The organism is Gilliamella sp. B14448G11 (assembly GCF_016101765.1).
Lineage (GTDB): Bacteria > Pseudomonadota > Gammaproteobacteria > Enterobacterales > Orbaceae > Gilliamella > Gilliamella apicola_N.
In genome coordinates this window covers 199,458-223,436 of the sequence record NZ_JACFPX010000003.1, presented here as the reverse complement: position 1 = coordinate 223,436, position 23,979 = coordinate 199,458, and the positions used below count along the sequence as shown (strand labels likewise).

General features: G+C 32.9%; 16 protein-coding genes. 5 read left to right on the top strand and 11 right to left on the bottom strand.

What is annotated here, in order from left to right; genetic code table 11:
- Window position 1 precedes the first annotated feature (1 nt).
- From ompA to gyrB, 5 genes are all read left to right on the top strand, one after another.
- Window positions 2–1,105 (top strand): porin OmpA, encoded by a 1,104-nt coding sequence (gene ompA, locus H3S88_RS03655; protein ID WP_198227546.1) that lies wholly within the window; start codon window positions 2–4, stop codon window positions 1,103–1,105.
- 156 nt (window positions 1,106–1,261) lie between these two features.
- Window positions 1,262–2,620, top strand: coding sequence for a chromosomal replication initiator protein DnaA (gene dnaA / locus H3S88_RS03650; protein ID WP_198227548.1), 1,359 nt, complete (start codon window positions 1,262–1,264; stop codon window positions 2,618–2,620).
- Between the two features lie 16 nt (window positions 2,621–2,636).
- Complete coding sequence (gene dnaN / locus H3S88_RS03645) at window positions 2,637–3,740, top strand: DNA polymerase III subunit beta (protein WP_039125981.1); 1,104 nt, start codon at window positions 2,637–2,639, stop codon at window positions 3,738–3,740.
- 49 nt (window positions 3,741–3,789) lie between these two features.
- Entirely contained in the window at window positions 3,790–4,863 is a 1,074-nt protein-coding gene (gene recF, locus H3S88_RS03640) for a DNA replication/repair protein RecF (RefSeq protein WP_198227550.1), read from the top strand.
- 42 nt (window positions 4,864–4,905) lie between these two features.
- Window positions 4,906–7,317 carry a DNA topoisomerase (ATP-hydrolyzing) subunit B gene (gene gyrB / locus H3S88_RS03635; protein WP_198227552.1) on the top strand — a complete coding sequence of 804 codons (2,412 nt, stop codon included), beginning with the start codon at window positions 4,906–4,908 and terminating at the stop codon, window positions 7,315–7,317.
- Window positions 7,318–7,435: 118 nt separating this feature from the next.
- Here the strand turns inward: gyrB and H3S88_RS03630 are convergent, their stop codons facing one another.
- From H3S88_RS03630 to H3S88_RS03580, 11 genes are all read right to left on the bottom strand, one after another.
- Window positions 7,436–8,908 carry a VWA domain-containing protein gene (locus H3S88_RS03630; protein WP_198227554.1) on the bottom strand — a complete coding sequence of 491 codons (1,473 nt, stop codon included), beginning with the start codon at window positions 8,906–8,908 and terminating at the stop codon, window positions 7,436–7,438.
- Between the two features lie 117 nt (window positions 8,909–9,025).
- A complete protein-coding gene (locus tag H3S88_RS03625; RefSeq protein WP_198227555.1) occupies window positions 9,026–10,312 on the bottom strand; it encodes a VWA domain-containing protein in 1,287 nt (428 codons plus the stop codon).
- A gap of 107 nt (window positions 10,313–10,419) precedes the next feature.
- The gene (locus H3S88_RS03620) at window positions 10,420–10,902 is read right to left on the bottom strand and encodes a hypothetical protein (protein WP_198227556.1); all 483 of its coding nucleotides are present in this window, start codon (window positions 10,900–10,902) and stop codon (window positions 10,420–10,422) included.
- 2 nt (window positions 10,903–10,904) lie between these two features.
- Window positions 10,905–11,597, bottom strand: coding sequence for a hypothetical protein (locus H3S88_RS03615; protein ID WP_198227557.1), 693 nt, complete (start codon window positions 11,595–11,597; stop codon window positions 10,905–10,907).
- Complete coding sequence (locus tag H3S88_RS03610) at window positions 11,597–13,219, bottom strand: SUMF1/EgtB/PvdO family nonheme iron enzyme (RefSeq protein ID WP_198227558.1); 1,623 nt, start codon at window positions 13,217–13,219, stop codon at window positions 11,597–11,599. The genes H3S88_RS03615 and H3S88_RS03610 overlap by 1 nt, the downstream gene beginning before the upstream one ends.
- On the bottom strand, window positions 13,176–14,399 hold the full coding sequence (locus H3S88_RS03605) for an ABC transporter permease (RefSeq protein ID WP_198227559.1): 1,224 nt from the start codon (window positions 14,397–14,399) through the stop codon (window positions 13,176–13,178). The genes H3S88_RS03610 and H3S88_RS03605 overlap by 44 nt, the downstream gene beginning before the upstream one ends.
- A 3-nt stretch (window positions 14,400–14,402) precedes the next feature.
- Window positions 14,403–15,119: an ABC transporter ATP-binding protein gene (locus H3S88_RS03600; protein WP_198227560.1), complete on the bottom strand. Its 717-nt coding sequence runs from the start codon at window positions 15,117–15,119 to the stop codon at window positions 14,403–14,405.
- A gap of 5 nt (window positions 15,120–15,124) precedes the next feature.
- Window positions 15,125–17,089 carry a vWA domain-containing protein gene (locus H3S88_RS03595; RefSeq protein WP_198227562.1) on the bottom strand — a complete coding sequence of 655 codons (1,965 nt, stop codon included), beginning with the start codon at window positions 17,087–17,089 and terminating at the stop codon, window positions 15,125–15,127.
- A gap of 12 nt (window positions 17,090–17,101) precedes the next feature.
- Window positions 17,102–18,148 carry a hypothetical protein gene (locus H3S88_RS03590; protein ID WP_198227564.1) on the bottom strand — a complete coding sequence of 349 codons (1,047 nt, stop codon included), beginning with the start codon at window positions 18,146–18,148 and terminating at the stop codon, window positions 17,102–17,104.
- A 131-nt stretch (window positions 18,149–18,279) separates the two neighbouring features.
- Window positions 18,280–20,955: a putative virulence factor gene (locus H3S88_RS03585; protein WP_198227566.1), complete on the bottom strand. Its 2,676-nt coding sequence runs from the start codon at window positions 20,953–20,955 to the stop codon at window positions 18,280–18,282.
- Complete coding sequence (locus tag H3S88_RS03580) at window positions 20,952–23,978, bottom strand: virulence factor SrfB (protein ID WP_198227568.1); 3,027 nt, start codon at window positions 23,976–23,978, stop codon at window positions 20,952–20,954. The genes H3S88_RS03585 and H3S88_RS03580 overlap by 4 nt, the downstream gene beginning before the upstream one ends.
- Window position 23,979: the final 1 nt, after the last annotated feature.

The window sequence follows — 23,979 nt, the reverse complement described above, 5'->3', positions numbered from 1 at the left end:
AATGAAAAAAACAACTCTAGCTCTAGCAATCGCAGTTGCAAGCTTAACAGCTACTGCAGCTAATGCAGCATATGAAGATAATACTTTTTATACAGGTGCTAAATTAGGTTGGTCTGAACTCTACAGATTAGATGCAAATAAAATCCGTGAAAACTCTAACGTTGGTGTTAGTACTTCTGATCGTAGTAATATTGGCGGCGGTGCTTTTCTTGGTTTCCAAGCAAATCCTTATTTAGCATTTGAATTAGGCTATGATTGGTTAGGTTCTGCTAAATATAAACAAAGTTACAATAGTCAAGGAACACACCGTGATCTAGGTCACAGCAAAGTGTCGGCACAAGGTGTTTCTTTAACCGGTAAATTAAGCTATCCAATATCATTCATCTCTGATGACCTTGATATTTATGGTCGTGCAGGTGGAATGGTAACTATTGCTAAATGGAAAAATAGCGGTTCAGTTAAAGATTATTATGGACATGGTGGTACAAAAACTGATTTATCTCCTGTTTATGCATTAGGTCTTGACTATCGCTTTGATGAAGACTTCTCTACTCGTTTAGAATATCAATATGTTCAACATATTCACACTAAAACTAATGCATCACCAGATGCAGGCTTGTTAACTTTAGGTATTACTTACCGTTTAGGTTCACCAACTGTAACGCCACCAGAAGTTGAAGTTAAAACACAAGAAAACCGTTATGTATTAAATGAAGATGTCTTATTTTCTTATGCGAAATCTGACTTAAAAGCTGAAGGTCGTCAAGCATTAGACAACTTATTAACATCTCTTGTTAAAATTAACCCAACTCAAAGTGCTATCGTTGTAATTGGTCATACTGACCGCATTGGTTCAGATACCTATAATCAAAAACTTTCTGAACAACGTGCAAATTCAGTAATGAAATACCTAGTAGAAAAAGGTGTTCCAGCTGATTTAATTAGTGCTCGTGGTGTAGGCAAAACACAACCAGTTACAGGTACTAAATGTAATGCACTTCGTGGCGCTAACTTAAAAGCATGTTTAGCACCAGATCGTCGTGTTGAAATTGAAGTTAAAGCTCGTAACATTCAAGAAGTTAGAGTTATTGATACAACACATTAATAGTTACTTCTACTAAAAAACCCGGTTAACCCGGGTTTTTTTATCTATATAATATTTATTCATTAAAATTATATAGTCGCTTCTATCTATAAATTACCCATAAAAAAGATTATAATTACAAAAGCATTGTTAGTAATTAAAATTAAAGGAGTTGCTGTGCCTACCGCTATTTGGCAAGATTGTCTTTCTCAATTACAAGAAGAGCTTCCGACAACTGAATTTAATTTATGGATTCGACCATTGCAAGCGGAAATGATTGATAACAAACTCTATATTTATGCCCCTAATAGATTTGTTTTAGATTGGGTCAGGAATAAATATTTAACAACAATATCTCAATTACTAAATAAGCATTTTAATAACGATTCTTTGAAATTACATCTTGAAGTTGGCTCAACTCTTTCGATGGATAAAAAAGTCAAAAATGAACAACCAAAAGCAGAACTTGTTCCTGCTTGGAAAATGACTAAAGAAAGTAATAGTAACCACACTTATCATTCTGGTATTAATCATAAACACACATTTAATAGCTTTGTTGAAGGTAAGTCTAATCAACTTGCTGTTGCCGCTGCCAAACAAGTTGCTCAGAATCCAGGAAAAGCTTATAACCCATTATTTTTATATGGTTCAACTGGATTAGGTAAAACCCATTTATTGCATGCTGTTGGTAATCAAATAATTGAAGAAAAAGACAATGCAAAAGTTGTTTATATGCATTCAGAACGTTTTGTTCAAGATATGGTAAAAGCCTTGCAAAATAATGCGATTGAAGAGTTTAAAAACTATTATCGTTCTGTTGATGCATTACTTATTGATGATATACAATTTTTTGCTAATAAAGAACGTTCACAAGAAGAGTTCTTTCATACTTTTAATTCGTTACTAGAGGGTAATCAACAAATTATATTAACTTCTGATCGCTATCCAAAAGAGATAAATGGCGTAGAAGATCGCTTAAAATCACGTTTCGGCTGGGGATTAACAATAGCAATAGAGCCACCAGAACTTGAAACACGTGTGGCAATTTTAATGAAGAAAGCTGAAGAAAATAATATTAAGCTATTAGAAGAGGTTGCTTTTTTTATTGCTAAACGTCTACGTTCCAATGTACGTGAATTAGAAGGCGCGCTTAATCGCGTTATTGCTAATGCTAATTTTACTGGTAAATCTATTACTATTGATTTTGTAAAAGATGCTCTAAAAGATTTACTTGCTTTGCAAGAAAAACTTGTAACTATTGAAAATATACAAAAAACAGTTGCTGAATATTATAAGATCAAAGTATCTGATTTGTTATCAAAACGTCGTTCAAGATCCGTTGCAAGACCTCGTCAAGTTGCAATGGCATTAGCGAAAGAGTTAACAAACAAAAGTCTTCCTGAAATTGGTGATGGATTTGGAGGGAGAGATCATACAACAGTATTACATGCATGCCGTAAAATCGCAGAATTAAAAGAAGAAAACAATGATATTAAAGAAGATTATTCTAATTTAATTCGAACATTATCAACCTAAAAAAAGAATCAACATTATGAAATTTATTATTGATCGCGAAAAACTTATCAAACCATTGCAACTTGTTAGCGCACCACTCAGTAGTCGTCCGACGCTACCAATTTTAGGTAATTTATTATTACAAGTAAGTGATAATGTTTTATCAATGACAAGTACAGATCTCGAAATTGAAATGATTTCTCATTTACCTTTGATCGAGGCAAATGAGCCTGGTGCAACAACGGTTCCCGCGAAAAAATTTCTCGATATTTGTCGTAATTTGCCTAGTAATGCTCAAATTTCAATAACGGTTGACGATAATCGATTAATCATTCAATCTGGTCGAAGTAAATTTTCTTTAACGACATTACCTGCTAGTGATTTTCCTAATCTTGAAAATTGGCAAAGTGACATTGATCTTTCCGTCCCACAAAAAACCATAAAACGACTTATTGATGCAGTTCAATTCTCAATGGCTAATCAAGATGTAAGATATTATTTAAATGGTATGTTATTTGAAATTGAGGATGGTTTATTAAAATCAGTTGCAACTGATGGTCACCGCTTAGCATTTTGTGCTCAACCTATTGGACAAAATATTTCTGCTGCTTGTTCGGTAATTCTTCCAAGAAAAGGGGTAATTGAACTTGCAAAACTTGTTGGTGATAATGAGGAACCGATTAATATACAAATTGGAAATAATAATTTACGTGTTAATCTTGGTGATTTCACTTTTACATCAAAATTGATTGATGGAAGATTTCCAGACTATAAACGAGTACTACCTCGTAATCCGGATAAACCATTAGAAGTATCATGTGATGAATTAAGAAATGCTTTATCTCGGGTAGCAATTTTATCTAATGAAAAATTCCGCGGAATAAGATTGTATGTACATAACAATCAAATAAAAATCACAGCAAATAATCCAGAACAAGAAGAAGCTGAAGAATTAATTGATGTAAAATATAAATCAGCAGAACTTGAAATTGGCTTTAATGTAACCTATTTATTAGATATATTAAACACATTAAAATGCGATAGCGTACAGCTTTTATTAACTGATGCAACATCAAGTGTCCAGATTGAAGATATTAATGATCAATCAGCCATTTATGTTGTTATGCCAATGCGTTTATAATCAAATCTCATCTAGCTTCTGGTAACGACCAGAAGCTTTATTCATTAATATGACAATTTCACAAATCAAAATTCATCATTTCCGTAATATTGATTATGCTGAGTTATCATTATCTCATCATTTCAACTACATTATAGGTGATAACGGTAGTGGCAAAACCAGTCTACTTGAAGCCATTTATATGCTTGGACATGGTCGTGCATTTAGACACATTCAATCCAATCGAATTATACAACATGAACAACCAGAATTAGTTTTATTCAGCCAAATTAAATCAATCAATCAGCAAACCCGAACAATTGGTCTTGCAAAAAATCGTAATAATGATAATAAAATAAAAATTGATGGTGATGATGGTTTCCGATTAACTGATTTAGCAAAACTTTTACCGATCCAATTAATCACACCTGAAGGTTTTGATTTACTGACTGGAGGTCCAAAATATCGACGTTCGTTTATTGATTGGGGCTGCTTTCATCATTATCCCGAATTTGTTCATCTTTGGAACAATTTAAAACGTTTATTAAAACAACGTAATGCTTTACTAAAACAATATGTTAACTATAATCAATTACTACCTTGGGATAAAGAACTTTCCCCTATCGCTGAAAAAATAAGCCAGATTAGAGCAGATTATTCTCAAAATATTTTCCCTGAGATTATTCATACTTGCCAAGATTTTCTACCTGAATATCAAATTAATTGTCAATATTATCAAGGTTGGGAACATGGTATTGAATATTCCGAAATATTACGTAAACAATATGAAAGAGACAAATTCATTAATTACACTTCGGTTGGTCCTCATAAAGCAGATATTCGATTACGTGTCGATAATATTCCTGTTGAAGATCTGTTATCTCGAGGTCAGCTAAAATTATTAATGTGTGCTTTACGTCTTTCTCAAGGTGAGTACTATTCAAAACAAAACTCACAACCTTGTGTTTATTTGATTGATGATTTCGCTTCAGAATTAGATAATACCAAACGAGAATTATTAGCAAAGCGTCTAAAATTAGCTAATTCACAAGTATTTATTACTGCAGTTAGTCAAGATCAGATTACCCATATGATCAATGAAAATGATAAGATTTTTCACATAAAATCTGGTATAATTTCTTAGATATACAGAACGAAATAAACAATCAAACAAGTCGAGAAATTCATGTCTAATTCTTACGATTCTTCTAGTATTAAAGTACTCAAAGGGCTTGATGCTGTCCGAAAACGTCCAGGAATGTATATTGGTGATACAGATGATGGAACAGGACTTCACCATATGGTTTTTGAAGTAGTCGATAATGCCATAGACGAAGCATTAGCTGGTTATTGTCACCATATTGAAGTAACTATTCATCCTGATAACTCTGTTTCTGTGCGAGATGATGGTCGAGGTATTCCAACTGGTATTCATGAAGAAGAAGGAATTTCAGCAGCTGAAGTTATTATGACCGTGTTGCATGCTGGTGGTAAATTTGATGATAATTCTTATAAAGTTTCTGGTGGTTTACATGGTGTAGGTGTTTCGGTTGTTAATGCCTTATCAGACAAATTAGAATTAATTATTTATCGCGATGGGAAGATTCATCGCCAAATTTATAACCTTGGTGTTCCGCAAGAACCACTTAAAGTCATTGGTGAAACAACGGAATCAGGTACTTATGTTCGTTTTTGGCCAAGTCCAGAAACCTTTACCAATATTGAATTTATCTACGAAATTTTAGCTAAACGCTTACGAGAACTCTCATTTTTAAATTCCGGCATATCGATAAGACTACTTGATGAGCGCACAGGTAAAAGCGAACATTATCATTATGAAGGTGGGATTAAAGCGTTTGTTGAATACTTAAACAAAAATAAAAACCCTATTCATCCTAAAATTTTCTATTTTAGTACCGAAAAAGACGGTATTGGCGTTGAAATAGCATTACAGTGGAACGATGGATATCAGGAAAACATCTATTGTTTTACTAATAATATTCCACAGAGAGATGGCGGCACCCACTTAGCTGGTTTTCGTGGTGCCATGACTAGAACACTTAACAATTATATGGAAGCGGAAGGGTACAGTAAAAAAGCGAAAATCAGCGCGACAGGCGATGATGCTCGTGAAGGTTTAATTGCAGTAGTATCTGTAAAAGTTCCAGACCCTAAATTTTCATCACAAACTAAAGATAAGTTGGTTTCATCAGAAGTTAAATCAGCGGTGGAATCTACTATGGGTGAAAAATTAGCTGAATACTTACTTGAAAACCCATCAGATGCCAAAATTGTTGTTGGTAAAATCATTGATGCAGCAAGAGCCCGTGAAGCTGCACGTAAAGCACGTGAAATGACACGTCGTAAAGGCGCCTTAGATTTAGGGGGATTACCTGGTAAGCTGGCTGATTGCCAAGAAAAAGATCCCGCTCTTTCAGAACTCTACTTAGTGGAAGGGGATTCTGCTGGTGGCTCGGCTAAACAAGGTCGTAACCGTAAAAATCAAGCTATTTTACCGCTTAAAGGTAAAATTCTAAATGTTGAAAAAGCGCGTTTTGATAAAATGCTGTCTTCCCAAGAAGTAGCGACACTAATTACTGCTCTGGGTTGTGGAATTGGTCGTGACGAATATAATCCTGATAAAATGCGTTATCATAGTATCATTATTATGACCGATGCTGACGTCGATGGTTCACACATTCGTACATTGCTATTAACGTTCTTTTATCGTCAAATGCCAGAAATTATTGAACGTGGTTATGTTTACATTGCTCAACCACCTTTATATAAAGTAAAAAAAGGCAAACAAGAACAATATATTAAAGATGATGAGGCGATGACTCAATTTCAAATTGCTTTAGCTCTTGAAGATGCATCATTACATGTAAATGATCATGCACCAGCATTAGCTGGGGAAGCATTGGAAAAGCTCATTGCTGAATATCAAAAAGTCGAGAAGTTAATTACTAAAATGGAACGACGATACCCTAAAGCGCTGCTTTCTGAAATGGTTTATCATGAAGTATTAGATGAAAATATACTAAAAGACCAACAGCAAGCGGAAAATTGGGCAAAAACCATTGTAGAAAAATTATCAAGTAAAGAACAACACGGCAGTAGCTATGGTTATTCAGCTCCTTTTAATGAAAAAACACAATTATATGTACCAATCATAAAAGTAAGAACACATGGCGTTGATACTAATTATGCATTAGACCAAGTCTTTATTCATAGTAATGAATATCGCAATATCTGCCACTTAGGAGCACAATTAAAAGATCTACTTGAAGAGAGTGCATTTATTCAACGAGGTGAGCGTAAACAGCCTGTTAATTCTTTTGAAGAAGCTGTTGATTGGCTAATTCGCGAATCTCGTCGAGGACTCACTATTCAGCGCTATAAAGGTCTAGGAGAAATGAATCCGGAACAACTATGGGAAACAACGATGGATCCAACTAGTCGCCGGATGTTACAAGTGACGATCAAAGATGCTATAGAGGCTGATCAACTGTTCACCACATTAATGGGTGATGAAGTTGAACCTCGTCGATTATTTATCGAAGAAAATGCGTTAAAAGCAGCTAATTTAGATTTTTAAAATTGTTTTTTCAATAGAAATAAATTAAAAAACCAGACAACGGTCTGGTTTTTTTTAACAATTAATATCATTCTTTTACCACCTTATTCAATCTATTGAATCGATTAAATAAAAGAATTTATTGACACACAGGCCTATCTACTTTCAGATCTGAAACGGCTTTATTCATCTGCTTAATCATATCTTTTGAACTTTGAGCTATATAAACTTTTCCTCCAGTCATATTAGCAACACAATCAATTTTATGTTCGCCTGCAATATCTACAATATTAATTTTTAGCTTTGGTTTTTTTGTAGCAATATAATTTGCTAATGTACAGATATTATTCTTAGAACAGTTATCTTCACCATCACTAATAATTAAAATATAATCTTCACGTTTAACACCATCAAGCATGCTACTTGCTTTCTCTAAACCACTATAAAGTGGCGTTCCTCCACCACCAACAGCCGATGGATTAAGTCTATTTATATTATTTTTTAAAATATTACGGCTGGAATAATCATAAAATTGTGTAGCATGTGCTGCTGGACAATGATTTAAAGTTACAAGCGAAATGTCGATATTAGGTTGTATTTTATCAATACTTGATAAAGCTACTTTTTTACTTGTCGACAAACGACTTGGTAAACGAGTCATCTTCTTATAATATTTAATTTTTTCTTGTTCTGACATATAACTTGGATAACCGTAACCTAAATATTGAAAGAACTGCTCTACTTCGGATGGTGGTTCAGCTAGCGTTGCAATCATGGATAAAGAGTTATCAAACACAATAATCATTCTTGATGGGTTAGGATTATTCTTTATCTCTTCTTTAGTAATACAATTCGGAGGATTTTTGACTTTTGGCACTGGTTTAGGTGCATTTTCTATCTTGATATCTTGCTTTTTATCTTCAATTGGTAACTCTTTTGGCTCTAAATTCTCAACAAATTTAGGTTCTTCTTTAGAAGATTCAGCAATTGGTTCTGGCTCTGGTTTTTTTACCAATATAGGAGGAATAATGGTAATTTGAGGTATCGTTTCTGCTATTTTATCCTTGTTAAATGGATAAAAACAGAACAGCAAAGCACCTAATGCGGCTAATAATAATAAAGATAACAATAATACATGCCACCATCTCCAGAAAGTTTTTGGAGAAATGACTGGCTCTGTAATGGCTGATTTAGGTAAAACAGGCTCATCAAGGCTATAAATTATTACGGGGTCATCATTAATAACAAAAATTTCATTACTTAAACTTTTGATCCGAGGTAACCATAATGAAATTATTTTTTGCTGTTCTTCATCCAATACAATTGTTTTGATAGATGTTTCAACATCATTTATTCGAATTTTTAACGTTTCCGTTATCTTTTGTTTTAATGACTCATCTGCAATACTATCAACTGGAATAGGTTGACCTTCAAGGTTTGTGTACCAAGCTAAATATTGATTATTATCTATTAACTTCGGTACCGCAAAAATCGAAAAAGTCCGTTCGGTCAAATAAGGTTTTAGTAACGATAATATTAAATTATATTGATCTAATAAAATGAGTTTTGATGGATTGTTGTCATCGACTTTAACTCGAGTTATACGTTGCATTGTTAACCCACGTCCTTATTTCTAATTATTTTCAGACTTCATACAAATCTAGTGTGAAGCCTATTTATATCATTATTTTTTAATTAATTTCTATAAGAAATATTTTTTAACTTAATATCATTCACAGATAGGTTTAGTAATATTCAAGTCAGAAACAGCATTATTCATTTGATTAACAATTTCTGTCGGATTTTGTGCGATATAAACTTTACCACCTGTGCTTTTCGCTACACAGTCAATTTTATGTTGCCCAGCAATATCAACAATATTAATTTTTAAACGAGGCTGTTTAGCTGCAATTTTACTAGCTAATGTACAAATATTTCTTTTAGTACAATTATCTTCACCATCACTAATTATTAAAATATAATCATCGCGATTTACACCATCAAGCATTTTACTCGCTTGCTGTACACCACTGTATAATGGCGTAGCACTATTATATTCTAATGGATTGAGTTTATTAATCTTATTTTTTAGTTTTTCGCGGCTGGCATGATCATAAAATGAAGTCGTTTGTGCAACAGGGCAACTGGTTAATGTAACGAGAGCAATATTAATATCTTGTTGTATTTTATCAATAGTCGACAATGCGACTTTTTTACTACTTGATAAACGATTAGGTAACCTTGTCATTCGCGCTTCATAAGCATCAGCTTCTTTTTCTGTCATCATACTGAAATCACTTGCTAAATACTGATTAATAGCTGATTTTGACTCCATTAACGTTAATGTCATTGAAGCCGAATTATCAAATATCATCACCATTTTCGATGCATTATTATTTTTTATCACATCTTCTTTAGGAATACAATTTCTAGCAACAGGAGCCGGTTCTGGTTCGGGTTTCTTAACCAATACTGGCGGTATAATAGTTAATTTAGGTATTTCGTCTACTATATTGGCTTTATTGAAAGGATACAAAAAGTATAACAAGGATCCTAATGCTACAAATAAAAGAGCTAATATCAGAAAATGCCACCAACGCCAAAATTTTTTCATCGGTATAGTTGAAAGCGCAACAACAGGTGGTGGTAAGATAGGATCTTCAAATGTATTTATAATCACTGGTTCACCATTAACAATATAGATTTGGTTACCTAAACTTTTAATTCTTGGTAACCAAGATGAAACCAACGCTTGTTGATCCTCATTCAACTGCAAAGATTTAATGGTTAATTCAATGTCGCAAATTCGTGTTTGTAATTTTTCTGATATTTGCTTTTTTAATACTTCATCAGCAACACTATTTAGAAAAACAGGTTGACCCTGAAGATCTGTATACCACCCCAAATACTGATTGTCATCAATTAATTTGGGCGTAGCTAAAATTGAAAAGGTTCGTTCAGTTAAATGTGGTTTTAATAACGTTAACAAAGAATTATACTGATCCAATAAAGACATTTTTTGAAAATCATTATGATCAATCTTAATCCTTATTATTCTCTGCATTTGTTATTAATTCCTTACATTTAACTTTTTTATCAATATTTTATTAAGCACAAGTATATTTATATATTTAACGCTTTTTGTAATTTTTGAAGTTTTATATACAATTTGTCGAGTTCAACTTGTTTTTCAATTTCTGACTTATTTGATTGATTAACTTGTTTAAATTGTTGTTGAATGTCATTAACTTGTTTTTGTAAATCATCACGATCTTTAGCTTTTTCTTTAACTTCATTAGTCAATTTCATTAAGTCTTGTTTAAGTTTGTTTTGCTGAGCTTGTTTTTGCTTAAGACTTAAAGTTGTATCATTTTTTTGTTTTTCTATATTGGCATAAATTTCTTTAAACTGCTGGTTAGCTTTTTGCTCATCTTCAAGAATTTTCTTCTTCTGATCAATACGTGTCTGGTAATTGCCAGAATAGTTACAGCTTATTTTATCCATAATACCCAAATTAGTATTTCTTGGATCACATTGTTCAGGAGTTGTTGAACAACCTACGAGAGAAACTAAAGACAAAAGTGAAATAATAGATATTCTTTTCATAATTAACTGACCTTCACAGCTGAACGTTGTTGAGTAACTAGATTAATTTGTTTTTCAAGTGCAGCAATTTGTTTATGTAATTGACTAATTTCTTTATCTAATCTTGTTACATTTACACCTGATTGTTGTTCTTGTACAGAAAGATTAACCCAATCATTTTCAACTTTTTTAATTCTTTTTAATTTATCATTCAGATAAGCAATATTTGCATCAATTTGAGTCAAATCTTTCTGAACTTGCTTTTTATTCACATTATCATTTTTTATTTGTTCATTTAATGTATGAAGTGTGGCTAAATTTTTATCCAAAACATTCTTTGCATTTTGTGTGATTAATTGAACTTCTAGTGTGTTTTGTTGAAGATCTTGAATGTAAGCATCAATACGCATCTCAGCATCAGCATACTCTTCGCGTTTAGTATCCAAGTAATAGTTTCCTCCCATCATTACACCACAACCAACAGCTGCTGAAGCAAGGCATGTGCGCGCTTTTTCACCTAACAACAAACAGCCAACTCCCATAATACCAACACCTATAGCACAAGCTTGCCAAGCGGATTTACTGAAAAATTGAGCTGTAGTATCTTTAGTTAAAGCAGGATCGGCATTTCTAGTACTTACACCACCTGATGAGGATTGGCAACCAGTTAAAATTATCGATATGCATAAAGCTAATGTTCCTATTACTTTGTTCATTATTTTTTTCCTTTTATCTCATCACAAGACTGTAACCAAGTTGTTCTATCAACCTTTCCTGACACAATGTATTGATTAATATGCTGTAAATAAAGTTTTAAGTAATCACTCATGTTGGCTTTACCACTGTTTTGCAAAATAAATTGTGTGGGTTGAGCTTGCTCATTAATGATATTTTTTTCATAATTTGATGCAGTAGTAACGATAGTATCGGCATAATATTTTAAAATAAAGTCTCTTGCATTTTTTGATTCATTGAGTACCTGTTTTAAATTATTGAGCCTAACTTTTGAACACATATTATCATCAGGCAATGTTTCTGTTTCATCTGGATCGCAAATTTCATTAGTCATTGTATTATACAAGTTATTATTGTATTCAAATTTACTGTTTAAATCTGAAACATTGGCGCACAAAAATGCACCTAATTGTAATGCTGACTGTATAGAACGATTTCGTTGTTCATCTCTAGCTTGATTTGCACTACGTAACAACGTATTGAGTTGATTCAATTCTTTTTTTGTTTTTTCATCATCAACTTGTTTAGTAATTTTCTCAAGTTCATTAACAATGTTACCATTTGCGGAACTTGTTGTTTCATTTCCAAGTTCACTCCATTGTTTATCTAAAACTTTAACAGCCTCACTTGAATTCATGACTGAAGTTGTATAAACCAAACGAAATCCAACATCCTGACTCTTGTAAGCACCTTTATCATCATAATAAGGTTTTTCAGTACGAAATGCTGTAGTTATTGACGACTCAGGAGTTAAATAACTGCCACCACGAACAATCATTCCTCCTTCTTGCCCATGATAACGATCTAACTTATTCATACGAAAAGAGTCAAACATCATTTCATTTGCATTACCCAAAATATCATAAATATCCAGCGGATTAGGCTGTAATCGACCAATAAGTTGTAGTTTACCATTAGCAGATTTTGCTCCAGAAAACCAAGCGTAATTTTCTAAGTTAGCTGTCATTGGAAAGTGGTTTTCACGAAATTCAGATTCAGTTACTTTTGTACCACCTCGTGCCGCATATTCCCATTCAGTATTATTAGGTAAGCGAAAATACCCTTGTGGAATCTTGTTTAATTTAGTTTTTGTCTGATTTTCAATTAACCATCGGTTATATTTATCAGTAAATGCAATAGCATCAAACCAACTAATATTTGTCACTGGAAATATAAGTAAAATTTTTGCTGAAGGGCAAGTATCATTCATCACAGATTGATATTGCAATGCTGTTACTTCATACTTACCTATCAGATAATATCGTTCTTTACCGTTATCTGAAAAACTACCCGAAATATAATTTGGAGTTGCATATTCAGCAAAACCAAGCTCTTTTTGGTTGCTACCCAGAATAACTTTGATATCATCTAATGGTTTATTTGTAGGTGTATAGACTTTCTTCATCACCAAGCTACCATCACATGGCATTGGTAAAATAACATCATCGTTCGAGGGTTTAGGATTATAAAAACTAGTATCCCATGGCTCAGCATAGCTGATGAAAGGAAATAAACTCATGCCTATAAATATTAATACACAAAATATATTTTTTTTAGTATTAAACTTCTCGTAAACTTTCAGCTGGCTGGATTTTAATGGCACGTTGACCTCCTATAAACACTACGATACATGTAATAAACATGTTCAACATAAATGCAACAACCAGATGATAAAATTGTAATCGACTTACAATAGGTTGTGAAACTAAATTTTTCCCTAAAACATTGTTAAACGCATGATTTCCTAATAAAAATAGAATAAGAGATACAAAAAATGCCAAGCAACTCAACATTACAGCTTGGTTAATCAAATAAAGCATAATATTTTTTGATTGAAAACCAAGCAAACGCATAAAAGCAATATCTTTACGCTTACGTTCAATGTTAGATAAAAATGAACCAATAAATGATAAAATACAACCAAAACCTGCAGTAAAAGCAATTACACTAAATATAAAACTAAATACCCGATCAATTGCTTTTATATTCTCAATTGCATTAGATTGAGTACGCGTTTCAATCTGCTTTTCTCGTAACTTAAAAGATAGCGGCGCCACATTATCTAGCGAATTCGCATAAATACGTGCTCGTGCAAATGAAGTATGGTTTGGGGGATTAAGTTTACCTGTTTGAGTTGCAAAAAGGTCACTTTGATAACCATCATAAAAATTTTCCATAGCAATCAATAAATTTAATGAAACAAAAGCAGCTGTTCGGCTATAACGATTTTCTGGAATAATGCCAATAACTTCTAATTCAGTTAAACCTTTTTCGAATTTACCATCAAGTTGTCTTGTAATAATTAGTTTTATCCGGCTACCAACAGTAACTTGCATTTTTTCAGCAGATAAAGCACTTAGTAAAACTTTATTTTCATTATCAATTTTAGGAAAATCGTTTGTAAGTGGATCTCCACTAGCTGTTGGTATAATCTCAGCGTTACTCACAAAATGGCTTGAATCTTTCATTAAATCGGCCTGAGTATTAAGTGAACGAGTTAATGGGATGACAAAAGCGGTTTCTGGTTGCTTACTTATCCAATCAAACACTGCATCATCAAGATGTAAATTCCCTACAATTTTCACTTCCAAATTTTGAGGATCATTAAGTAGTTGCTCACGAAGCTGTGAAACAACCCCATACTTTAAACTAAATAATAATAATAACGGTGTAATAACAGATATAACCGATGCAATGATGCAAAATGAAACTTTTTTGTCATACCATAAATCAGCAAATGACAAACGAATAATGAGCAACCATTTAGATATTACTTTAGCCATTTTTTATTGCCTATCATGTAAAGGTAAAAATTCTGATGAATGTGAGGATACTAACTTAGCGGATAAAGTGAATAAACCTTTAGTAGAAACACGTTGCCAATCATGAGTAACTATTATAGCTGCAATATTATCTTGTTTTGCCTGTTCAATAATTAAATCAAAAAGTAAATTTGCATTATAAGGATCGAGAGCAGAGGTTGGTTCATCTGCAAGCAATAATGCTGGTTTATGGATAATTGAACGAATAAAAGAAGCTCGTTGACGCTCACCAATCGATAATTGTTTAGGATATTTATTTAACAAATGAGAAATGCCTAGTTTATTTATCAAATATTCTAACCGTGAATTATCAACATTTTTTTGTAATAATTTAAGTGGCAATAAAAGATTATCATATATCTTCAAAAATGGCAGTAAACCACCAGTTTGCAGCATAAATCCTAAATATTGAGCACGTATATTGGCTAATTGATTTATATCATTGTTATTAATCAATTTAGCAATATCAAGATCGTTATTGTCTAAAAAAAGTTTAAAGTCATCTATATTATCTGGTTTGAGTATCATACCAATCATTTCAAGCAAAGTGCTTTTTCCCGATCCACTGTCTCCTTGAATCACAACAACATCCCCTGCTCTTAATCTCAATTCAGGTAAACAGACTCTAAAAGAAGAGTTACCCGTTAATCGAGAAATTTCAAGTTGTTTTATTACTAACATTTGCTTTACGGTAACATTTCTAATGGAATAGGATAAACATTATCTCGTGGATCACTTCCTTCAGCTAATGATATCCAACGATCAACATCGGCATTACATTTTTGGTAGTAACGAATTTTGCTATTTAAATTTCGAATAAATTTTTCTTGCTCTAACCCGCTCATACTTTTCCAAGTATCTTGATCAAGAGCTGTGACATCACTTTTGTATGGAATATTATCTAAATATTCACCTAATAAACCTAAATCGGCAATTTTAGTCACTGAATCTGATTTTAATTTATTTGGATCTTGTCCCATAGCTGCAGCAACAGAACGTAACTGGGAAAACATATCATCAGCAGAAATTAACCCATCATTAGCCGCATTAGCTATTTTACTGACAATATCACTTAAATCACTTAATTGAGATTTGGTCAACAAGATACGAGGTTCGGCTGTTGGTATCGTTGGGTTAACAAAATCTTTATCAGCAATCCATCCTTTGAAAACTGAAGGTGCTTTCGTACCATTCGTACCACCTAAATAAGCAAGTTGCATCGCCTTACTTAATAACAATGCATCTTTTAACATATTGGAGCTATCATCTTTAGCGTTAATTGCATTACCTACTGATGCTTCACCTTTATACGCTAGTTTAACTTGTTCTGACAGAGCTTTAGCTAACAAGTCTACTTTATTACCAAATTCATTTACATCACCGGCATTAACAGGATAATAAAGTGATTTATGGATATAATCATTATAAGTTAGATCTGAATACTGAGTAGCCGCAACTTGGTGATCTTTTTCACCACTTGGTGTTTTTAAATGTAATGCATAAATAGCAACACCCTTATGTTGAGCTTCAAGTCTTAACTGCGCAGCATCCATTCCAGTACTGGAAAGTTTATCATCGCCAGGAATAGCACTAGCATCAGTGATCAAAATCATATAACGTGCGCCAAAGCTATTCCAATTAATATCATTTAATGCTTTTGCAATACCAGCATAAGAATCTTCAGCAAAATAAGCAGTAGAAACAGTCGCCTGTTTAAGCGATGAACTTAACTGCATAAAATCTTCTCTATTTTGTACCTTGTTAGGATCAACAAAAATCTTTGTTAAAAACTCTAATTTATCCGATGCTTGTAAACTTGAACGGAATGAAACTAGACCAAATTTTACTTGTTGTTGTAAATTTTCCTTTTCTATATGTCGATATACTTGTTCAACCGCTTCTTTAGTTCTTGAAATATAAGGATCCATTGAAATAGTCGAATCTATAACAAATACTATCGCAGCTTTGAATGGCGCTACCTGATTGATGTCATTATCAGAACTTTGTACATTAGATTGAGCGTTATTATTTTTTACCAAATCATCTTGCTTACTCACTGAAGCAACTTCTAAAATACGCTCATAAAATCCTTTACCATTCATTACTTCTTCACCTTGTAAAATAGGTAATAAATAAAAATTTGATTTAAAATCAACATACTCTTTTGGCTCTTGAGCAATAATTTCAGGGACTGATTTATTGTTTTTAAGTGCCTCTCTAATCGGTTTTAACAAAGTTTCAGGTTGATTTGCATCAACAAAAGTCGTAAGTGAGGCTTTATCTTTAAAAAATAAGAGAGAATCACGATCAACAGGGTTAGTAAAGACTAATGTCATTTGCATATTCCAAGCGATAGCACATGCATTATTAATCCAACCTATGGTTTTTCCATAAGAATCTGGACCAACACTAAGCCATTGTTGATTATTATCCGTTTTACGCTCATAAACATAATAACGAGAAAAGGCAGGCACTGATTGACCAGTAGAATCCTTAATATCTTTTTTTAACTCACAAGTTGGAGTACTAAGAACTCGCTGGTAAAGTGTTGTTTTACCCTCTTGCTTTAATGGTTCTATAGCCGAACTAACCAAAGGTAAACAAGTAAAACTAAATCCGATAATTAATGTTGAAATTACTTTTCTTTTCATACTTGCACCTTATTATTTTTGCAATTCAGCTAGACGCTCTTTAGCCAAGGAGTTATTAGGATCATTATTTAATGTAGTTTCATACCAATAAATCGCCGTTTCCTTATCTGTTTTAAAGCACGAGTTGTTATGATAAAATTTTTCATCATATTCTTTGGCATAAAGTAAGGCAATTTTAGCATTTAATAAGGATTGATTCGCATATAACCGCTGAGCAATATTACATTTATTCACTTGTTTTGCTTGATTGATTAACTCAATTAACACATCAGTATTCGGTTTTGACTGTAAACATTGTTGAATAAAGGTTAAATCATCACTTGTTACATTAGCGACATTACACTGACTATTGCCTTGTATTGAAGTATCTGAAGAACTTTTATCTTGAGAAAATAAGAAATACCATGCTAATGCACCAAGCCCACTAAAAATCAGTATTATTATAAAAATTAGGATAAATATCCTCAATTTACTTTTTGATTTAGTCGGTTCTGGGGTAGAGATGACTTCTTGTGTAGTTGCTGGTTCTGGTATGACTTCTATCTCAACCTCAGACTCTGTCATTGCTTGATTTTCTTCTTCAACAGTTGGCAATTCAGATTGAGAATCTAAAGATTCAGTAGAATCTGATGCAACCGAATTCGAATTGTCCTCATTTATCTCAATCGTATTTTGTTCAATAACCTGCGGTTGTTCTATTTGAGTATTCAAAGCAGAGGATGGAAATACTGCTTCACCAATATTAACTACTCCACGATCTGTATAACTTTCATTTTGTTTATCACGAATTTGAATAAGAAATCTAACACTGTTTTCTTGAGATAATAAAGAGTCAACTAGCCATTCATCAACATATCCAATTAATTGCTCATTATCTACTGACATATTATTCAATGAATGCCAATTTTTTTCTGGTCCCCATTGATTAAGATCGGATAAATAATAATTATCTTGGTTACGTTGAATCAATATATCAATATCAGCACTGCCATTCCATTTTTGTGCCAAAAATCTAGCAATACCTGGTTTATACCCTTCTAATTCAATTCTTAGTGCCATGATATCCTCTATTTCACAACTAAGAGTTTATCAATATAGATTGATAAACTTTTCATAATCCAAGATAGCTTCATGCTACCTTATTTATTTAATGACGATAAAATGATTGTCACTTAATTTATTTAAAATAACTATTTTATTTGTGATTGTTTAAAGAACATTAAAATCTCACCAAGTCGAGAGTTTTGTTCTTGACTTATTTCACGCCCAGCATGATGCCCAACATTTTCTTGAGCAAGCATAGCAAATGCAATAAACCAATCAAATATAGCAAATTGAGAATAATTTTTAGTCTTATCATCAAGTACTGGTAGTGGATGTGATAATTGACTTGAAAATTGGCTCAATGGTGAAGAAAATATTGGTTTACCTTGATTAACTCGGCTCATTGGTATTTCAATAGATTGCCCTGGAACAAAACCGAGCCATGCAATGAAGTCTGCTAATAAAGTATGTATAGTACTCACTTGTCTAGACTCTAAATCATCGCGTTTACTACCTGTATTTTCATTTTGCAATATTCGTTCAGTTAAACTTGCTTCAATTTTTAGACGATTTGCTGCAGTAATAAGCTCTTCGACAATAAAAGATAGTGATTTTTGCTCCAAACCAAAAAATTGTAAAATATGTTTATCTAAAACAATATTTCTTAAATACTCTAGCCATGTTGTAAATATTGTTTTAGCCAATTTACATTCAGTTGGTAAAATGGTTACTGGTTTTATATTAGATGAGAAATTATCATCGGAAAATAATTCAAAGTCGGTATTCAATCCAAAATCGGTTGATATATCATTACCCATATCATCATGAGCTTCGTTTTTAGATGTATCAGTACCTGTTTCACTAGTATGATAAAGCGCACGAATGGTTTGTTCAGGTAGTTCTAATACTTTAAGTAGTTCCCCCAATAATAAGGCTTTTCCCTGTAGTTCTTTAACGACATCAGCGATAATCTGTTTTTTCTTACCAAGTTCTTCATCATTATCTGCCTGATACCAAGTATCAAAACGCATATTAATAATATAATCAATTTTTTCATTGAGTTGTTCAACAATGCGTTGTTGTTTCATTTCAGTGATAGCAACTTGCTCTAAATATTGGCTAATTCTTCCGATACCACCATCATTCAATTTTAACATGGCATCCCATGCCTGATCTGGATCGTTAACATACTCTTTGATATCAGGATCTTCAACAAATGTATTTTTTAAAATTTGCATTTTTTCCTGATAAGTATCGTTGTAAGATAATTCAAGTTTTGTCTCTGCATCAGTATTTAAAAATGGTACATCAAAACCTGGTTTTCGTACTAAAAAAACATTGTTGAATTTATGTTCATTAAACCAATTTGTTAACCAATCATAGTTACCAAAACGTTCTAAAATGGTTTGTTGTAGTAATCCACCTTTACCCCAACTATTTTTAAGATTATCTTCTGATAAAGTTAGTGAGTTGCTAATACGTTTATCGAACATAGTAATAGCCCATAATAGTCCTGCTTTTTTAGTCGCTCTTTTTTCTGCTGACTCTCCTTGGGTCTTATCTATCCAACGTTCAAGAACGGGACCAACATCGTTAACATCAGATTGTTTATCTGATGGAGTACAAACTACAAGAACATTCATTTCTTGATTATCAGTGTATTTTTCGAAAAGATAAGCAACTTTACCCCGTAATAAAAGTTGAGCAATAGGATTACCTTCTTTAACATCTGAAATAGAAGTTAAATTTAATCGTCCCCGATATCCTGGGAAATCAAGCAAATCAACTTTTTCAAACGTAGGCACACGCGTTTGATTTACTAATGGAAAAGTTAATTCAGCGGTTAAAAAAGCAAGTTGAGCCAGAGAAATCGAGGTTGGTACACCATTTTGAGGAGTAATAGTTACTGATGAGTCTCGGTCAGTATTTAATCGTTCAAGGATGTCGACATTCATAATACTGTCAATTTGCGACTTAGTACCATTATTATCTTTAACTAATACTGAAATTGGTGCATATACTGTACTAACATAATTTAAGCTAGCTAATGTTGTCGCTAATTGTATATAAACAGCCGTAATTTCACTGATACCGCCCCATAAAACTGAAAAAAGAGCACTACGTTCAGAAGTTTTAAGATACGGTAGCAAATACATCGCTTTTTCCCAATAACCACCTTTTAATCCTTCAAGCGAATTACCAAAATTTTCAGTTAGATAATCATATAGATCAACAATATCATCTTCAGTAATACCACCTGTATATTCATCTTGTTTTTTACTTTCAATATTTTGAATCAGCTGATTTAATGAGAAAAATTCGATTTTATTACTAATTCTTTGTTGATCAAAATCTTTAAAATAAGCATTAATTAAAATTTTAACAATTTCAATTTCTTGAAAGAGTTTTAGTTCTAAAGGATAATTTGCAATACCTCCTTTAGCTATTCGGCTAAAACGAGTCACTAGACCCGTTGCCTCTTTACCACTACCGACAGGATTAACATGATCGATAAAATCTAAAATTTCATTATCAACAACAGTTTCAAGTTTACCATTTTGACCTGCTGCCAATGCTGAAATTAGATAAGATTTTCCTGCCTGCGATAAACCAAAAAAACCAACTGCAACAGATTTATTTGATACATCACCTAACTTTTTTGCACTATTACGAAGACGACGAAGATCGAGAATTAAACTATCAGCTTCATTATTCAGACGTTTAGATGAGTTACGCGTTTGATCCACCCATTCAATGGCCTTTGCAGATGCTTGATAAACCTGTTCCCAGGATTTAGGTAGTTGTTCGTTTAAATTTTTCATCGCTTTATTATTCCACTATCAAGCCAATATTGTGTGCTAATTAAACCTGAATTTACCATTGTATTTAAATTTAGCTTTATATCTTTAGTTTTGTTGCAGGCACGTCCATCTGAAGCTTTAACATCTTTAATATAGAAATTCTCAACCGTTTTTTGTTGGTTTTTTATTCCTAATGTTACTTCTAAAACTACACCTTCCGCACTGAGCCTTTTGGCAACATCGCTATTTTCAATCGTTAAGATATAAATTGGTGATGCAGGCCAACGATCAATTTCTAATTGTTTAAATCCGAGTCTGGTTGTCCCTCGGATCTCAAATGAGATATCAGGAAAATCATAATCAGGATCATCTAAATCAATATCTCGATAATAAATATTTTCATCTTTTATCATATTTAAATTATCAAGCAGACCAATGTATTTAACCGTTGAATATAAATCGATATTTGATGATCTAAAATAAAAATTAGATAGTCTTAAATTCTTACTTAAAAAACAGAGCATTGCCCCAACAGCTGCTGTGGTTTTTGGATCATCAATTCGTTCTTGTTTATGAAACGGATACCACCCTCCCGTATAATAGCCATGTAATGGTAAAACTCTTCCTGAAGGTATTGATAAGCGTGAACGAAAATAACTTTGAACGCCAGGTAGGCGTGATGGACGACCCGTTAGCAACAATACGTCACATTGATAACAACTGATAATTTCAGATAATGCATCAAATGTCTTACAGATATTATAATAATCACCACGAATGAATAAGTAATGAATACGTTTCAAATTAATCTCTATACTGAGATCAAGCACTGAAAATATTGGATTATTTAAAGCTCGTCTAATCGGTTCATTAATAAAATTCAAAACATGATCAGTCATAGATGTATGCTGTAGTAACTCACTGAAAGTTGTGTTATACACATGTTGATCTGCATGAAGTGGATCGTAAAGCTCATATTGCTTTAACACTTGTAATCCAATTGGCGTAAATAACTGTAAGTTGATCTGTTGGCGTAATACAGCGTCTTGAATAGAAAGTTGCTGTGAACCAATAATCGTTGATAAAATTGGATTTGGATCAGTTAAACCTGCTTTCTTTAAACCATTGGTTAATGAGGTCAATACAACATCTTGAATGATATCAAGTAAAATATCATCCCCTGCAACTTTAAATCCATCACGAAAACGTTGAATAGGAACAATATAAGTATTACTACCATTTGTTTGCTTACTGCTACCATAATCAAGCTCGTAGTCATTAATAACTAGGTCAGTTGTACCACCGCCAATATCAACTGTTGCGATTGTTAGTTTTTTCTTATTAACTTTATCAGGACGAACTATTGATGCAATAAATTCTTCACTGCGTCCATTATAATTATTTTGTGTTTCGTTAAACAGATAAACAATTTGACCGCAGGTTGCTTCATCCCATTGAATATAAACTTCAGGAATATTTGGCCAAATACTATTTAATTGATCACTGTTACTAAAATCAATATTACTATCTGAATTATCCCAACCAAGACTTTTCCAAACAAGTCCTATAGCTTGATAAACACAACTTTTAAAAATTGCCTGTTCAGGTTTAGGCATTGCTGGTGGAATAGTTAAAATGATAGAACGCAAATTACGGGGAGTTTTAGCATGTTCAAGTTTATTACGTTGAGCAACACTATTTATTTGCATTAAAGCATGCATTAAAACTTCACATAGCATGAATGTCATTAATGAACTACGCGAGTATTTTGGATGGAACACTGGCATTTTGCGGTCATATTCTTCTTCAATATCATTACTTAAAATGTGTAGTGCTTCACCATATTCATTAATTAAACTTGAAAAGGGTTCCGCTGTCGCAAACGGTTCATGATCACTTTTTACATAATGAGAATTAAAGCGCCAACCTTGTTCATATTTATCTTTATCCCATAAATAACGTTTTGGACTTGAAAGTCCTGTTGCTCCCTCATTACCTTCACGTCGGCTTGCAAGACGGCTAGCCTCTTTACCTACCCGTACGATACTTGGCCAGCGAAAAGTATCTCGCCTTCCACTTTGTAAAGAAAAATGTTCCTTACCAAAGAAAGTTTGAGCAAATTCAACTCGACTTTCAAAAGGTTCATTGTAAATATGTTCTGGTTGGGTAAGATCTCGAATTTCAAGTTCATAACGATGATTTAAACTATCTTTATCTTGAATATGATCCTCGATTAAGATCCCGCAAGTTCGACTGTTTCCAACATCAAGAATCATATCGACAGGAATTGATTTGACAACATCATTTTTATCGTTTGATACTATTTTGATTGTTGGTAGCTGTATTGAATCTGCAAGCAAATTAAGAATGTTCAGATAATGACCATAATAAGCTTTATTACTTATTTGTAATTCAATATCATCTTTGTGTATTTTTAGCCGTTCAGGCTGAGGAGCCAATTCTTGGAACAAGTCAATTAACCAACTTGTTATCCATTTTAGTTCTAGATACCAAGAAACCTGATCTGAACGATGTGCCAAACTGAATACGGAACCTGTTTTTACATCATTTTCAGTTGGTGCTAAGTAAACAACGTCTTGCATGTTTGCAAAGATTTTAGTATCAAATGCAAAAGTTATACGGTGTGTATTGCCATCAGGATCTTCTCCTTCTGGAATGCTAACAATCCTTACACGACTCCAGTTATGAGGTCCTTTATCAAATCTTTCAGGCGGTATTGATCTCAAAACAGGAACAGGCAACCAAATACCATCATACAATTTTAATGATTGGTCAACACTAATCTCTTGTGTAGGGGTTACAGCAAAAGAGAGATTATCTGGTACAAAAAATTTACCATTATTACTATCTTCAATTAATCTAACTAGCGCCCCACTTTCAGAAGGATCAATAAAACTACCATTAATTTTACTGCGCCATTGATTATCTTTCCAATCTATTTTTAGTGCAAAATCAAGAAATTGAATTCCACTATTCATTATCAGTGTAACTTCTTGACCATAGTTGCGTGTTTCTGGAAGCATA